The sequence below is a fragment of the Cellulosilyticum sp. WCF-2 genome (genome assembly GCF_003990395.1).
In the GTDB taxonomy this organism is placed as follows: domain Bacteria; phylum Bacillota; class Clostridia; order Lachnospirales; family Cellulosilyticaceae; genus Cellulosilyticum; species Cellulosilyticum lentocellum.
This window is the reverse complement of the sequence record NZ_CP034675.1, coordinates 3,481,180-3,496,559: the sequence shown is the minus strand read 5'-3', so window position 1 is coordinate 3,496,559 and position 15,380 is coordinate 3,481,180. Positions and strand designations below refer to the sequence as shown.

Below are 15,380 nucleotides of genomic sequence, written 5' to 3'. Positions count from 1 at the left end.
TGTGTAAATTTTTATGAAAAAGACAAGCAATTTTCTCCATTTACTTTCAGCGTATTTGAAATAAAATTATGCTTAGGAAATAATAAACTGAAGAAGCGAGGAGAGTCGTCTATGAAATATGGTCATTTTGATGATGCGAGAAGAGAATATGTTATTACTACCCCACAAACACCTTATCCATGGATTAATTATTTAGGAAGCGAAGCCTTTTTTGGACTCATTTCTAACACTAGTGGTGGCTATTCTTTTTATAAAGATGCAAAGCTTAGAAGAATAACAAGATTCAGATATAATAGTGTGCCTATTGATAATGGTGGTCGTTATTTCTACATTAACGATAATGGTGATGTATGGTCACATACTTGGAAGCCTGTAAAGAAAGAATTAGATTTTTATGAGTGCCGTCATGGTTTAGGTTATTCTATTTTCACAGGAGAAAGAAATGGCATTCGTGTAGAGCAGCTTGCTTTTGTGCCAAATGGTGAAAATGCTGAAATACATAGACTTAAAATAAAAAATACTTCTGATGCTAAAAAGGACTTTAAGTTGTTTTCATTCATTGAGTGGTGTTTATGGGATGCACAAGACGATACAACTAACTTCCAAAGAAACTTTAGTACAGGTGAAGTTGAAATTGTAGGTAGTACCATTTATCATAAAACAGAGTACAAAGAGAGAAGGAATCATTATGCTTTCTATTCTGTTAACGTACCTGTAGATGGTTATGATACAGACCGTGACAGCTTTGTAGGTCTTTACAATGGTTTTGAAGCACCAGACAGCGTCATGAAGGGTGAATGTAAAAATTCTGTAGCAAGTGGTTGGTCACCAGTGGCAGCACATCAAATCAATGTAGAGCTTGCACCAGGAGAAGAAAAAGTATTTGTATTCACTTTAGGTTATATTGAAAATCCACAAGATGAAAAGTGGGAGTCTAAAGGAATCATTAATAAAAAACCAGCAGAAGCATTAATGTCTCGTTTTGCAACTGATGAAGCTGTAGAAGCAGCTTTTGCAGCACTTAAAGGTTCATGGGATAAACTTCTTTCTCATTACACCTTACAAAGTGATGATGAAAAATTAAATCGTATGGTTAATATCTGGAACCCATATCAATGTATGGTTACTTTCAATATGTCAAGAAGTGCTTCTTACTTTGAATCAGGTATTGGCCGTGGTATGGGATTTAGAGATTCTAACCAAGACCTCCTTGGATTTGTTCATCAAATTCCAGAAAGAGCGAGAGAAAGAATCATTGATATTGCGTCTACTCAATTTGAAGATGGTGGTTGCTATCATCAATATCAACCACTTACTAAAAAAGGTAACAATGACATCGGAAGTGGTTTTAACGATGACCCATTATGGTTAATCTTAGGAACAACTGCTTATATCAAAGAATCTGGTGATTTAGATATTCTTAAAGAAATGGTACCATTTGATAATGATGAAAATAACAAAGCCACTTTATTTGATCACTTAAGAGTATCTCTTGATCATGTTACCAATAACCTTGGACCTCATGGTCTTCCACTAATTGGTCGTGCTGACTGGAATGACTGTTTGAATCTTAACTGTTTCTCTAACACACCAGGAGAGTCTTTCCAAACAACAGAAAATCAAGAAGGTGGTGTTGCAGAATCCGTTTTCATCGCTGGTATGTATGTGATGATCGGTAAAGAGTATGTAGCACTTTGTAAAGAAATTGGCAATGAAGCAGAAGCTACTCGTGCAACTGCTGAAGTTGAAAAGATGGAGAAGAATATCCTAGCACATGGGTATGATGGAGAATGGTTCCTTCGTGCATATGATTTCTATGGTAATAAAATCGGAAGTAATGAAAATGAAGAAGGTAAGATTTTCATTGAATCTCAAGGTTTCTGTGTCATGGCAGGTGTAGGAGCAGAAACAGGGGAAGCTGAAAAAGCACTTAATTCTGTTAAAGAAAGATTAGATACAGAATATGGTATAGTTCTTAATAATCCAGCATTTACAACTTATCACATTGAAATGGGAGAAATCTCTACTTATCCAGCTGGTTATAAAGAAAATGCAGGTATTTTCTGCCATAATAACCCATGGATTGCTTGTGCTGAAACAGTTATTGGTCGTGGAGATCGCGCCTTTGAAGTTTATAAGAAAATTGCACCAGCTTACCTTGAAGAAAAGAGCGATATTCATAAAACAGAACCATATGTATACTCTCAAATGGTAGCAGGTAAAGATGCTGTTCGTCATGGTGAAGCTAAGAACTCTTGGCTTACAGGAACAGCAGCATGGAATTTTATCACTATCTCACAATGGATTCTTGGTATTAAACCAGATTATAAAGGCTTAAAAGTGGATCCATGTATTCCAAAAGCATGGGATGGTTATAAGATTATGAGAGAATTTAAAGGTGCTAACTATGAAATTAGCATCCAAAATCCAAATCATGTATCAAAAGGCGTAAAGAGATTAGTAGTAGATGGTGAGATTATTAATGGTAATATCATCCCTGACTTTAAAGATGGTAAGACTCACCAAGTAGAAGTTGTGCTTGGATAAAGAGTAAAATAAAGCAACGATATTGGCGGCATAAATGGCCTTACCTAGTGTAAGGTCATTTGTTGTTATAAAACGGTATTGACAATTTGGAATAATAAGCATACAATACTAAAATATATATGAATATCTCAAAGGCGAGAAAGAATGCTATACGTAGCGTTTCTTTCTCGCCTTTGTTGTTTTTCAGATTATAACAAGGGGGAAAAGGAAATGGGAAAAAATAAAGCAAAGAAAAAAGAAAAAGAAGAAAGAAAAGTATTTACAGCAGGGATTATTACAACGAGTGATGGTTTAGCAAGCGGTAAAGAGGAGGACGAAAGTGGTCATTTACTAGATTTTATGTTAAAGGATAGAGGTTTTGAAATCAAATACTATATTGTTATACCAGATGAAATTGATCGCATTCAAGAAGCTTTAGTTATGCTTTGTGATGATTTAAAAGTTGACCTTGTTTTAACAACAGGTGGTGTTGGTTTTAGAAAAAGAGATATTACGCCAGAAGCCACTCAAGGTGTACTAGATAAAGAAGTGCCAGGTATTAGTGAAGCTTTAAGAAGTTATCATTTACAATATAATTCTAGAGCCATGCTTTCTAGAGGTGTTTCAGGAATTAGAAGAAATACTCTTATTATCAATTTACCAGGGGATGTCAAAGGGGTAAGAAGTTCTTTTGAGAGTATTATAGATACTATTTATGAAGGATTAGAAATTATGGCAACAGACTAATGTATAACCTGTTTATTTGTCAAAGTATGAAAGTTAGATTACAATAAAAGAATAATTTACATACTTTAAGCAAAGTAAAGGGGAAAAAACATGAATCAAATGCTTTTGGGTTTTATTGTCATTTTATTCTTAGTAGCCATAGCAAGTAGTAAAAGGCAAGGTGAAAAGCGCTATAACCAGCTTTGTAAAGTGGCAGAATGGGTAGTAGAAGAGAAGCTAGGTGTATTTCATAGTATGAGCAATCATTTATCATGGATTTTATTAGTGGCTATAAGCGGGTATATTGTCATTGGGTGTATTGTGGGTCAACTAAATAGTTACCTCTTATTAGGTGGAGTTGTGGTGTATTTAATTAATTATTATGTATTAGAATATACACCTCATACGATGTGGTGTTTACTTCAAGGAGGATTACTAAGTAAGCGTCAGTTCATCGCTATGAATTGGGAAAATATTGTAGCTTATAGGTGGGTAACAAGAGGAGAAAAGCTTATTATAAAAGTAGATTATAAGGGAAAAGGTATTGTTACAAGAAAATGTGAGCTAATCGTACCTCAAGAGATGAAAATCTATTTAGAAGAACAACTAAAAGTAAAGCTACCTTATTTTGAGGTGACTTTGGAGAATTAGCTGTAAGAAAATGATAGCTAAGAGAAAAGTTTGTTAGAATTACCACTAAAAATCAAAGAAAAAACTGTTATAATGGAGATAGAAAATTATAGGAGTTGAAAATATGTATAAATTAATTGCAATAGATATGGATGGTACCTTACTTAGAGAAGATAAAACGATTTCAGATAGAACAAAGAAAGTGATTGCTAAAGCAGTCCAAAAAGGTGTTAAAATTGTATTAGCTTCTGGTAGACCCATAGAAGGGCTAGAACGTTATTTAACAGAACTTAAATTAGATTCAAAAGATGATTATGTAATGAGTTTTAACGGTAGCGTGATTCAAAATGCTTGCACGAAAGAGATTATTTCTAAGAATATTTTAAGAGGCAGCCACTTAAAAGAACTTTACGCCTTGTCAAAAACTATCGGGGTTAATATTCATGCTTTTTCAAACCAAGGTTGCATTACCCCACGTATGAATGAGTACTCACAATTAGAAGGGCGCATCAATGGGATTGAGGTACATGAAGTAAACTTTGACACGGTTTCAGAGGAAGAAGACATTATTAAAATTATGTTCATTGATCCTGAAGAAGTATTAGAAGAAGCTATTAAGAAAATACCACAGACTATTTTTGAAAAGTATACAGTTGTAAGAAGTGCACCATTTTTCTTAGAGTTTTTAAATAAAGCTTCAAGTAAAGGAACTGGTGTAAAAGCCTTGGCAGAATATCTTCACATTAAACAAGAAGAAGTGATTTGTATAGGTGATGCAGGTAATGATTTAGATATGATTCAATTTGCAGGATTAGGTGTTGCTATGGGTAATGCCTTTGATGAAGTAAAAGAAGCTGCTGATTATATTACTAAGAATAACGATGAAGATGGTGTTGCACACGTTATTGAAAAGTTTATTGGGATTAGCTAGGATAACTTGCATTATCACCTAAAACCGGTATAATAAAAGATGTGAGTTGTATGATACAAAAATAGGAGGAAGCTAATGGATATTGAAGGGGATATTATACTTAGAGATATGGAAAGTGCAGATAGTCAGTTACTAGAGAAGACCTTTATGCATACAAACCATTCTACTTATACATCCTATTACGAAGAAATGCTTTCAGGTGAAAGCGAACTCATTATAGCATTATATAATGGGGAACTGGCTGGCTATGCTAAGCTAGACTGGAATGATGAAGAATTAGAAGAAGAGCATATTCCGGTTATTAAAGAACTTCATGTAAGAGAGGGTTTTAGAAATCAAGGAATTGCCTCTAGACTCATGGATGAATTAGAAAAACGAGCAGCAGCTAAAAGTCAGTATTGTGCTATAGGAGTGGGCCTTTCTGAAGCTTATGAAGCAGCCCAACATTTACTAGCTAAAAGAGGTTATGAACCAGATGGCAGAGGTATTTTTTACATTGAGCCAGGTTTTATTCATGACGAATTAGAAGTAGATGATAACCAAGCATTGATGATGATTAAGAAAATAAATGAAGTGATATAGTCACATTGTGTGGCTCTACTATAATGAGGGACTATAAATAAATGAGATAGCTTACTTAAGAAGAAGATTGGGTAAGTTATCTTGTTTTTTTGTGGAAAAATAAAAGTAGTTAGTAAAAAGCAATAAAAATAGCAAAACGGTAAACACTATTTTGTAAAGGTTTTCAAGTTTAAATAAGTTGCAATATGACAATGTGTCATATATAATAATGAAATATGACACATTGTCACATTACTTGGGGAGAGAAAATAAGGTAATGAGACCTTGACTTAATGAGACGGTGTGACATGGAGAAAGGAGATAGAAAATGCCAAAGAAAACTTTTTATAATTTAGCACCAGAAAAAAGGGAGCTTATTAGCGCCGCAGCTAGAAAAGAGTTTGCTAGAGTGCCTTTGGCGGAAGCATCCATTGCACGTATTATTAAAGATGCAGATATACCAAGGGGTAGTTTTTATCAGTACTTTGAGGATAAAGATGATTTATTTACACAAATAGCAGCAGAGGAGGTAAAGGAGAAGTTTGTTTCTTTTACGAATAAGGTTATTCAAAAAGAGGGAGACCTTTTAAGTGCTGTTGAGGAATTCTTCGAGGACTACATTAATCATCTGGGTACAGAAGAAAATAAAAACTTAGAGAGAAATATCTTTTTGAGCATGAATGAGAAAATGAGAAATAGAATGGTTCCTACACACAAAGAGCATCCTTGTATGGAAGAATTTAAAGCAGTTATGGAAGCTATTGATCGAAAAAGGCTAGGGCTGGCATCTGAAAAGGAATTTAAATACTTAAGTAAAATGCTCAATGGGATATTATTTAGATTACTTACACAGTTTTTAAATGATATAACCAGTAAAGAAGAATGCCTAGAGATTTTTAGCTTTGAGATGGACATTATAAACAGAGGTCTTAAGTCTAGACAAACAAACTAAAAGGAGGAACGCACAATTATGCTTAAGATTATAAAATATCTAAAGCCTTATATAGGTTATATATTGTTAGCTGTTGGTTTATTATTTACGCAAGCTATATGCGATTTATCGTTACCTGATTATATGTCAAAAATTATTAATCAAGGGATACTGATGAAAGACAATGGCTTTATTTTACAAACAGGAGGCGTTATGCTTCTGATTTCATTAGGTGGAGTAATAGCAGCTATTTTGGTAGGTCTGATTGCTTCTAAGGTAGGTGCTGGTGTTGCTAGAACATTAAGGAGACATGTATTTGAAAAAGTAAGTAGTTTTTCAAATGCAGAATTTGATAAGTTTTCAACAGCTTCTCTTATTACACGTACAACCAATGATATTACACAGATTCAAAACTTAGTGACAATGATGATTCGTATGATGTTTTATGCACCGATTATGGGAGTGGGAGGAATTATCTTAGCTCTTTCCAAAGATGTATCGATGTCATGGATTATTATTTTAGCTGTGGTTATTTTAATTGGCTTAATTGTAGTCATTTCTATTATTGTATTACCACGTTTTAAAAAAGTACAAAGTTTAATTGATAAACTGAATTTAATTGTAAGAGAAAATTTATCAGGTATGCTGGTTATTCGTGCATTTAATACTCAAAAATTTGAAGAAAAGCGCTTTGATGAAGCGAATAAGGATTTAATGAAGGTGAATTTATTTGTTAATCGTGTCATGACTTTTATGATGCCAGCTATGATGCTTTTAATGAATCTCATTAGTGTCTTAGTTATTTGGGTAGGGTCACACCGCGTAGGAGCAGGTCAGCTTCAAGTAGGAGATATGATGGCCTTTATGCAGTATACGATGCAAATTATTATGAGTTTCTTATTTATTTCTATGATGTTTATAATGATTCCTAGAGCCTCTGTGTCTGGAAGACGTGTATCGGAAGTATTAGAAACTGAGTTAACTATTATAGATCAAAACAATGCTTTACCTATAGAAAAAGCAATAGGTGTTATAGAATTTAAAAATGTAAGTTTTAGCTATCCTGGAGCAGAGGAACCTGTTTTACATGATGTGAGCTTTGTGGCTAAGCCAGGAGAAACCACTGCGTTTATTGGTGCAACAGGTAGTGGTAAGTCCACATTGATTAATTTGGTACCACGTTTTTATGATGTTACAGAAGGTAGTATTTTGTTAGATGGTAAGGATATTAGAGATATTGCTCAACATGACTTAAGAGAGCAAATTGGTTATGTTCCTCAAAAAGGTATTTTATTTTCAGGAACCATTGAAAGTAATTTAAGTTATGGCAAAAAGGATGCTAGTGAAAAAGAACTCTTAGAAGCAGCGACCATTGCTCAAGCTAAAGAATTTATAGATTTAAAACCAGAGGGAATGAAATCAGGGATTGCACAGGGTGGCACCAATGTATCAGGGGGACAAAAGCAACGACTTTCTATTGCCAGAGCATTAGCAACGAAACCACAGATTTATATTTTTGATGATAGCTTTTCTGCCCTTGATTTTAAAACAGATGCTAAACTTCGAGCAGAACTTAAGAAAAACGTAACCAATGCAACGGTTTTACTTGTTGCACAACGTATTAGTACCATTATGCATGCAGAACAAATCATTGTTCTAGATGAGGGCCATGTTGTAGGTAAAGGAACACATCAAGAACTACTTAAAACATGTGAGGTGTATAAGGAAATTGCATTATCACAATTGTCAAAGGAGGAACTAGGCAATGAGTGAAAATAAAAGACCGAGAGGACCTATGGGTGGACATGGACCTATGGGTGGCATGGGTGCTGGTGAAAAAGCAGATGATTTTAAAGGCACCATGAAAAAATTAATCAACTATTTAAAGCAATATATGGTGGGAATTGTAGTGGTTATGATTTTTGCTATTGCATCTACTGTCTTTTCTATTTATGGTCCTTCTATATTAGGAGATGCCACTAATGTTTTAGTAGAGGGCATTATGGCTGCTGTGCAGACTGGTCAATTAGTGATTGACTACACTAAAATCCGTAATATTTTATTATTCTTACTAGGATTATATTTGCTATCAGCAGCATTTAGTTACATTCAAGGCTGGGTAATGACAGGCGTTTCTCAAAAGGTAACTTATAAACTACGTAATGATATTACAGAAAAAATTAATCGTATGCCACTTAAATATTTTGATACACATACTCATGGTGAGGTACTTTCTCGTATTACAAATGATGTAGATACAGTCAGTCAAACTTTGGGGCAAAGCTTAACTCAAATTATTACTTCTATAACTATGGTTATTGGTGTACTCATTATGATGATTCGAATTAGTTGGCTGATGACATTAGCAGCTTTAATAGTCATTCCACTTTCTATGTTCTTTGTGATGGGTGTGGTTAAAAAGTCACAAAAATACTTTAGAAGTCAACAAGAATACCTGGGTCATATTAATGGGCATGTAGAAGAAATGTATGGGGGGCATGTTGTTGTTAAAGCGTTTAATGGAGAAGAAGAGTCCATGAAGCAGTTTAATGCATATAACGAAACTCTATATCATTCGGCGTGGAAATCACAGTTTATATCAGGCATGATGATGCCTATTATGGGCTTTATAGGTAATCTAGGCTATGTACTGGTGTGCATTTTAGGTGGTGTTTTAGCTGTTAAAAATACAGTAAGTATTGGTGATATTCAAGCCTTTATTCAATACATGCGTAACTTTACTCAGCCACTTTCACAAATTGCAAGTATTTCAAATACATTACAATCTACAGCAGCAGCTGCTGAACGTGTATTTGCCTTTTTAGACGAGGAAGAAGAAAGTGTAGAAAGTAGTACGCCAGTGAAATTAGAAAATCCAGAAGGGCAAGTTACCTTCGAAAATGTTCATTTTGGATATAATCCAGACAAAATCATTATTAATGACTTTTCAGCTGATGTTAAACCAGGAATGAAGGTAGCTATTGTAGGGCCTACAGGTGCTGGTAAAACAACAGTCGTGAAGCTATTAATGCGCTTTTATGACTTACAATCTGGTAAGATTAAAATTGATGGCCATGATATTTGTGACTTTACAAGAAGTGATTTAAGAGATTTATTTGGTATGGTACTTCAAGATACGTGGTTGTATAATGGTAGCATTATGGAAAATATACGCTATGGCAAACAAGATGCTACGGATGAAGAAGTCATTGAAGCAGCCAAAGCAGCTCATGTTCATAGTTTTGTAAAAACCTTACCTGATGGTTACCGCATGGTTTTAAATGAAGAAGCAAGTAATGTTTCTCAAGGACAAAAGCAACTATTAACCATTGCACGTGCCATTTTATCAGACCCTACAATTCTTATTTTAGATGAAGCCACAAGCTCAGTTGATACACGTACAGAAGTGCTTATTCAAAAAGCTATGGAAAACTTAATGAAAGGAAGAACCAGTTTTATTATTGCTCACCGTTTATCTACGATTCGTGATGCAGACCTTATTTTAGTAATGAAAGATGGTGATATTATTGAAAAAGGTACTCATGAAGAACTCTTAAAACAAGGTACTTTCTATGCACAACTTTATAATAGTCAATTTGAAGCTAGCTAATAAAAATAGACTTACCTCATAGGGGTAAGTCTATTTTTATGATGAATCATGTGAAGCAATTAGAAAGTAAGAATGAATAATGAAGAATGGTGATTATATGACTTTTGTGGTCCAGTCTTCTACATTCCATACATCTGTTACAAAGCTTTGGTAGAAATAAGGTTCGTGGCAAACAAGAACTACAGTTCCTTTAAATTCACGAATAGCTTTTTCAAGTTCATCTTTTGCTTCTGGGTCTAAGTGGTTAGTAGGCTCATCTAAAATCAGAAGATTAAGTTCTTCCATTAAGATTTTACATAAGCGAACTTTTGCATTTTCACCACCAGAAAGAACTTTCATTGGACTTGTAATATGTTCAGTTGTTAAACCACATTTAGCTAAAGCTGTACGAACCTCGTGGTTATTCATAGAAGGATAAAGGTTCCAAATTTCTTCTAATGCGGTATTACTGTTATCACGACTATCTTCTTGTTCAAAGTAGCCATATTTCACATTTTCACCAAATTCTACTTTACCACCTAAGGAAGGAATAATGCCTAAAAGGGTTTTAAGTAAAGTAGATTTACCAAGACCATTAACACCGCAAATAGCTACTTTTTGTCCACGTTCTAGCTTAAAAGTTAAAGGACTTGTAAGTGGCTCATCATAACCAATAACTAAGTCTTCGGCTTCAATTAAGAAACGACTTGGTGCTTTGTAAGGTTTGAAATTAAAAATAGGTTTTGGCTTTTCATGAGTTTTTTCAATAATATCCATTTTATCTAATTGCTTTTGGCGGCTTTTAGCCATACCAGTTGTAGCAACACGAGCTTTATTACGTGCGATAAAGTCTTCAAGTTTATCAATCTCTTTTTGTTGACGTTCATAAGCTTGTTCTTGTTGACGCTTTTGTTGTTCATAAATACGTTTAAAGTCATCATAATTACCTACATAACGTGTTAACTCACAATTTTCCACGTGGTAAACAAGGTTGCATACTTCATTTAAGAATGGAATATCATGAGAAACAAGGATAAAAGCATTTTCATAATTTTGTAGATAACGTTTAAGCCATTCAATATGATTTTCATCTAAATAGTTAGTAGGCTCATCTAGAATTAAGATAGTTGGATTTTCAAGTAAAAGCTTTGTGAGTAGGACCTTTGTTCTTTGACCACCGCTTAATTCATCTACTTTACGATCAAGACCAATATCAGACAGGCCTAAACCTTGAGCAACTTCTTCTATCTTTGAGTCAAGCGTATAAAAGCCGCTACTATCTAAAATATTTTGAATTTCAGCTGCGTCTTCCATTAGGCGAGCCATTTCAGCTTCATCTACTTCGGCTACCTTTTCGTAAATACCTAACATTTCTGTTTCTAATTCAAAAAGGTGATTAAAAGCAAGACGTAAATTATCTCTTATAGTAGTTCCAGGTTCTAAAATTGAGTGCTGATCTAAATAACCAGCTGTTACACGATTGGACCATTCTACTTTTCCTTCATCAGGCATAAGCTTACCTGTAATGATATTTAAAAAAGTGGATTTACCTTCACCATTAGCTCCAACTAATGCAACGTGTTCACCTTTGAGTAGACGAAAAGAAACATCTTCTAAAATACTACGTGCCCCAAAGCCGTGGGTTACATTTTTTACAGTTAATACGCTCATTTGCATCTCCTTTATCTTATGATCAATGGTTCATTTTACTGTATTATCATAATCGAAATAGGTAAAAATGTATAGTGTTTATTGCTGTAAATAATCAATAAGGATAAATTTGTTTCTGTGTTTTGATTGTTTTAAAATAAAATACAAGTCAGAAAAAGACTGGATGTATTTAAAAAAATAGTTAAATCATGTAAAATGGTAAAGTAAAATATAAACGAAAGCGGGGACCAGCAGTGAGCGTAATCATAAAAGGTAAAGAGACAGATAGGCGTATAGCAGAAGGATTAAGAGATACTTTTGTTAGTCAATACAATGATGTGGCGGCTTTTCAGATGCTATTAGACACATTAGGAGACAATTGCTTAGACCGTCTTATTCACCGCTTAAAGATTGAAGAAAAGATAGATTTATTTAAAGACTATGTGGCATTAAAAAGCATAGCAGAAGAAGTAAGAGCTAAAGGAAATAGAGAAATTTTTATAGAAGTATGTAAAGAAGACGAAGCAAGGGCTTGGATTAATGATAATGGTAAATATCATCCACTTGTTTTTGAGGCGCTTTACAAAGTCTATAGAAATTCAGAACGTTTAGCACCTTATCTTAAAGATAAAAAAGAAAAAAGATAATGCAAAAAGGTGATATCAAAAGTATTGATATCACCTTTTTGCATTAATAAGACATCCCTAAGCATTTACGCATGGCTTCTAAAATATCAAAAGGTACTTTTAAATGGCCATAACCAGAACCTAAATCAATTTGAGGTTTATTATCTCCATGAAAATCACTACCACCTGTTGGGAAAAGTTTAAGCTGCAAGCAAACTTGAAGTAAGTGAGCTACATCATCGCTAGAATGTGTAGAGTAAACACATTCCACACCGTCAAGCCCTTCTATGGCTAAGCCACGGAGGAGATTTGTGACATCTGCTCTACTGTATCCATATAGCATAGGATGAGCAAGTACAGCTAGCCCACCTGCTTCATGAATCATATCAATGCACGCTTTAACAGTAAATTTTTCACGAGGTATATAAGCAGGACAGTTACTTCCAATATACTTTGAAAATGCTTCTTTACGTTCTGTAATATACCCTTTGCGAAGTAAGGCATTAGCAATATGAGCTCTAGTGAAGACAGTATCAGTAACACAATCAACCTCTAAATCTTCTAGTGTCAGAGGACAGCCTAATTCGGTTAACTTATCTAACATTTTAAGATTACGTTTGCTTCTACTATCGATAAGCTCTTTAAGTTTATTTTGAAGAACGGAGGAGTCAGGATCAATATAATAACCTAATATATGAAGTTCTTTGCCATAATAATCAGCTGAACATTCAATGCCTGGAATGACAATAACACCTATTTCTAAACCTTTTTTCATGCATTCATTAACGCCTGCTACGGTATCATGATCTGTTAAAGCAATAGCACTTAACCCTTTAGCTTTGGCATATAGAGCCAGTTCTTGTGGTGAAAGTGTACCATCAGAGGCAGTTGAGTGAACGTGTAAATCAATTAATTTCATAGATTTACCTCCTTTATATGAATATTTTATCATACTTATGGCTAGATGTACGTAAAATATTAATAGATTTAAGTAAAAAGGAGGAAACATGATGACTAAACATAAAGCAAAAGTAGAAGTGGATATGCCACAAGCTGTACTCACTATGGTTAAAGCCAATATTATGGCTTATGTGGTAACTGCCATTTTTATTTTGTTCTCATCCATTATCCTTACATACACCAATGCCTCACCAAAGTTTGAAGTATGGATTGTAACCCTTGGTGTAATTGCTTCAGCTTTTCTTGCAGGCTTTGATACAGCTAAAGTTGACAACAAAAATGGCTATAAATGGGGTGCAATTGGTGGCTCACTTTACTTTATTATCTTTTTAGTATTAGGTACCATTATTGAAAAACTTAATCATTTAGCACCTAGTGTTATTTTTATGCTTGCGCTTTTAGTGATTATGAGTAGCACAATAGCAGGAATGATTTCTGTTAACTGTCATAAGTAAAGATACATAGATGATAAAAAACAAATAGGAAACTAAAATTATAACAAGTTATACAAAGTTTTAGATGTTAAAGAATGGAGTTTGCAATAAAGCTAGACTATGCTATAATAAAAAAGATTTGTTATGAGAAGGAGGATGCATCATGAAACATATCAAAACTTTAAACACAAAAAACTTACCAAACAGTGCTAAAAAAGGTGGTTGTGGTGAATGTCAAACATCTTGCCAATCAGCTTGTAAAACATCTTGTACTGTAGGAAACCAAGCTTGCGAAAAATAATTTCGTAATGCAGCAGTGACCCTGTGTCGCTGCTTTTATTTTGCATCAATAAGGAACGTGGAAGAGCTACGGTTTCTTGTTCATCATTATACATTATTGAGAATAGAAGAAGAGAGGATAACCAATGATCCATAAGTTTAGATTTGAAAATTCCAACATTGTAATGGATATTCATAGTGGCAGTATTCATTTAGTGGATGAAGTAGCATATACCTTAGTGGAAGAAGCAGAAAAATTATCAAAAGAAGCTTTAATAGAAAAATATAAGGAAGAATTTGAAATAGAAGCAATCAATGAAGCTTATGAAGAACTTATGAGCTTAAAAGAGGAAGGTATGCTTTATACAGCTGACCAATATGAGACATTAGTCCCAGCCTTTTTTAATAGAGAACCTGTTGTTAAAGCGCTTTGCCTTCATGTGGCTCATGACTGTAACTTGAAATGTAAATATTGCTTTGCAGGTGAAGGAGAATATCACGGTCATAGAAGTCTTATGAGTATTGAAGTTGGTAAAAAAGCAGTTGACTTTATTATTGAGAATTCTAAGCACCGTAAAAATATTGAAATTGACTTCTTTGGTGGTGAACCACTAATGAACTGGGAAATGGTGAAAGAAACAGTTGCTTATGCCAGAGAACGTGAAAAAGAGACAGGTAAAAACTTTAGATTTACAATGACCACTAATGGTGTCCTTTTAAATGATGAGATTATTGATTATTTAAATGAAAATATGCATAATGTGGTATTAAGCTTAGATGGTCGTCCTGAAGTAAATGACCGTATGCGTCCAACAGCTAATGGCAAGGGGAGCTATGATGTGATTTTACCAAAATTCAAGAAATTGGTTGAAAAAAGAGGTAATCAAAAATATTACCTTCGTGGGACCTTTACACACCATAACTTAGATTTCTCAGAAGATGTTAAGCATATGACAGAGCAAGGCTTTAAAGAAGTATCAGTAGAACCAGTTGTTGCACCGAATGAAATGGATTATGCACTTAAAGAAGGGGATATCCCAGCTTTATGTGCAGAATACGAAAAATTAGCTAAATATATTGTAAAGCAAACAAGACAAGGAGATAGCTTTAATTTCTTCCACTTCATGGTGGATCTTGAAGGTGGGCCATGTATTCATAAACGTTTAGCTGGTTGTGGTTCAGGTACAGAATATTTAGCTGTAACACCAGAAGGTGACCTTTACCCATGTCATCAGTTTGTTGGAATGGAAGAGTTCAAAATGGGTACAGTAGATGAAGGTGTTACTAATCTAGAAATGCGCTGTAAGTTTGAAAAATGTAATGTGTATAGCAAAGATGAGTGCAAGTCTTGTTGGGCTAAATTCTTCTGTAGTGGTGGTTGCGCAGCAAATTCGTATAATTTCCATGGCGATATTCACCATGTATATGAAATTGGTTGTGCTCTTCAAAAGAAACGTCTAGAATGTGCTATTGGGATTAAGGCAGAATTATCTTAAGAAAAAGTAGTATAAAAAAATTAAAATTGCACAATATTATT

Annotated in this window: 14 protein-coding genes; 12 read left to right on the top strand and 2 right to left on the bottom strand. The window is 34.2% G+C overall.

Annotated features, from left to right (window positions below):
- Positions 1 to 111: 111 nt before the first annotated feature.
- The 8 genes from EKH84_RS15795 to EKH84_RS15760 all read left to right on the top strand — a co-directional run bounded on the left by EKH84_RS15795 (position 112) and on the right by EKH84_RS15760 (position 9,915).
- A complete protein-coding gene (locus EKH84_RS15795; protein ID WP_127067036.1) occupies positions 112 to 2,547 on the top strand; it encodes a GH36-type glycosyl hydrolase domain-containing protein in 2,436 nt (811 codons plus the stop codon).
- A gap of 210 nt (positions 2,548 to 2,757) precedes the next feature.
- Positions 2,758 to 3,273, top strand: a complete 516-nt coding sequence (locus EKH84_RS15790; RefSeq protein ID WP_127067035.1) for a MogA/MoaB family molybdenum cofactor biosynthesis protein — start codon at positions 2,758 to 2,760, stop codon at positions 3,271 to 3,273.
- Between the two features lie 90 nt (positions 3,274 to 3,363).
- Positions 3,364 to 3,903 (top strand): hypothetical protein, encoded by a 540-nt coding sequence (locus tag EKH84_RS15785; protein WP_127067034.1) that lies wholly within the window; start codon positions 3,364 to 3,366, stop codon positions 3,901 to 3,903.
- Positions 3,904 to 4,006: 103 nt separating this feature from the next.
- The gene (gene yidA, locus EKH84_RS15780) at positions 4,007 to 4,813 is read left to right on the top strand and encodes a sugar-phosphatase (protein ID WP_127067033.1); all 807 of its coding nucleotides are present in this window, start codon (positions 4,007 to 4,009) and stop codon (positions 4,811 to 4,813) included.
- Positions 4,814 to 4,888: 75 nt separating this feature from the next.
- Positions 4,889 to 5,395 (top strand): GNAT family N-acetyltransferase, encoded by a 507-nt coding sequence (locus EKH84_RS15775; protein ID WP_013657568.1) that lies wholly within the window; start codon positions 4,889 to 4,891, stop codon positions 5,393 to 5,395.
- A 307-nt stretch (positions 5,396 to 5,702) separates the two neighbouring features.
- Positions 5,703 to 6,326 (top strand): TetR/AcrR family transcriptional regulator, encoded by a 624-nt coding sequence (locus EKH84_RS15770; RefSeq protein WP_127067032.1) that lies wholly within the window; start codon positions 5,703 to 5,705, stop codon positions 6,324 to 6,326.
- Between the two features lie 18 nt (positions 6,327 to 6,344).
- Complete coding sequence (locus tag EKH84_RS15765) at positions 6,345 to 8,078, top strand: ABC transporter ATP-binding protein (protein ID WP_127067031.1); 1,734 nt, start codon at positions 6,345 to 6,347, stop codon at positions 8,076 to 8,078.
- A complete protein-coding gene (locus EKH84_RS15760; protein ID WP_127067030.1) occupies positions 8,071 to 9,915 on the top strand; it encodes an ABC transporter ATP-binding protein in 1,845 nt (614 codons plus the stop codon). The genes EKH84_RS15765 and EKH84_RS15760 overlap by 8 nt, the downstream gene beginning before the upstream one ends.
- Before the next feature lie 93 nt (positions 9,916 to 10,008).
- Here the strand turns inward: EKH84_RS15760 and EKH84_RS15755 are convergent, their stop codons facing one another.
- On the bottom strand, positions 10,009 to 11,565 hold the full coding sequence (locus tag EKH84_RS15755; protein WP_127067029.1) for an ABC-F family ATP-binding cassette domain-containing protein: 1,557 nt from the start codon (positions 11,563 to 11,565) through the stop codon (positions 10,009 to 10,011).
- 233 nt (positions 11,566 to 11,798) lie between these two features.
- Between EKH84_RS15755 and EKH84_RS15750 the strand changes: the two genes are divergently transcribed.
- Positions 11,799 to 12,191: a hypothetical protein gene (locus tag EKH84_RS15750; RefSeq protein ID WP_013657563.1), complete on the top strand. Its 393-nt coding sequence runs from the start codon at positions 11,799 to 11,801 to the stop codon at positions 12,189 to 12,191.
- Between the two features lie 43 nt (positions 12,192 to 12,234).
- On the opposite strand, the gene EKH84_RS15745 is transcribed toward EKH84_RS15750, so the two are convergent.
- Entirely contained in the window at positions 12,235 to 13,089 is an 855-nt protein-coding gene (locus tag EKH84_RS15745) for a PHP domain-containing protein (protein ID WP_190283355.1), read from the bottom strand.
- A 91-nt stretch (positions 13,090 to 13,180) separates the two neighbouring features.
- On the opposite strand from EKH84_RS15745, the gene EKH84_RS15740 reads away from it, so the two are divergent.
- The 3 genes from EKH84_RS15740 to scfB all read left to right on the top strand — a co-directional run bounded on the left by EKH84_RS15740 (position 13,181) and on the right by scfB (position 15,339).
- Positions 13,181 to 13,585: a TIGR04086 family membrane protein gene (locus tag EKH84_RS15740; RefSeq protein WP_013657561.1), complete on the top strand. Its 405-nt coding sequence runs from the start codon at positions 13,181 to 13,183 to the stop codon at positions 13,583 to 13,585.
- Between the two features lie 142 nt (positions 13,586 to 13,727).
- Positions 13,728 to 13,865, top strand: coding sequence for a six-cysteine ranthipeptide SCIFF (scfA, locus tag EKH84_RS15735; protein WP_013657560.1), 138 nt, complete (start codon positions 13,728 to 13,730; stop codon positions 13,863 to 13,865).
- 124 nt (positions 13,866 to 13,989) lie between these two features.
- Complete coding sequence (scfB, locus tag EKH84_RS15730) at positions 13,990 to 15,339, top strand: thioether cross-link-forming SCIFF peptide maturase (protein ID WP_127067027.1); 1,350 nt, start codon at positions 13,990 to 13,992, stop codon at positions 15,337 to 15,339.
- Positions 15,340 to 15,380 lie beyond the last annotated feature (41 nt).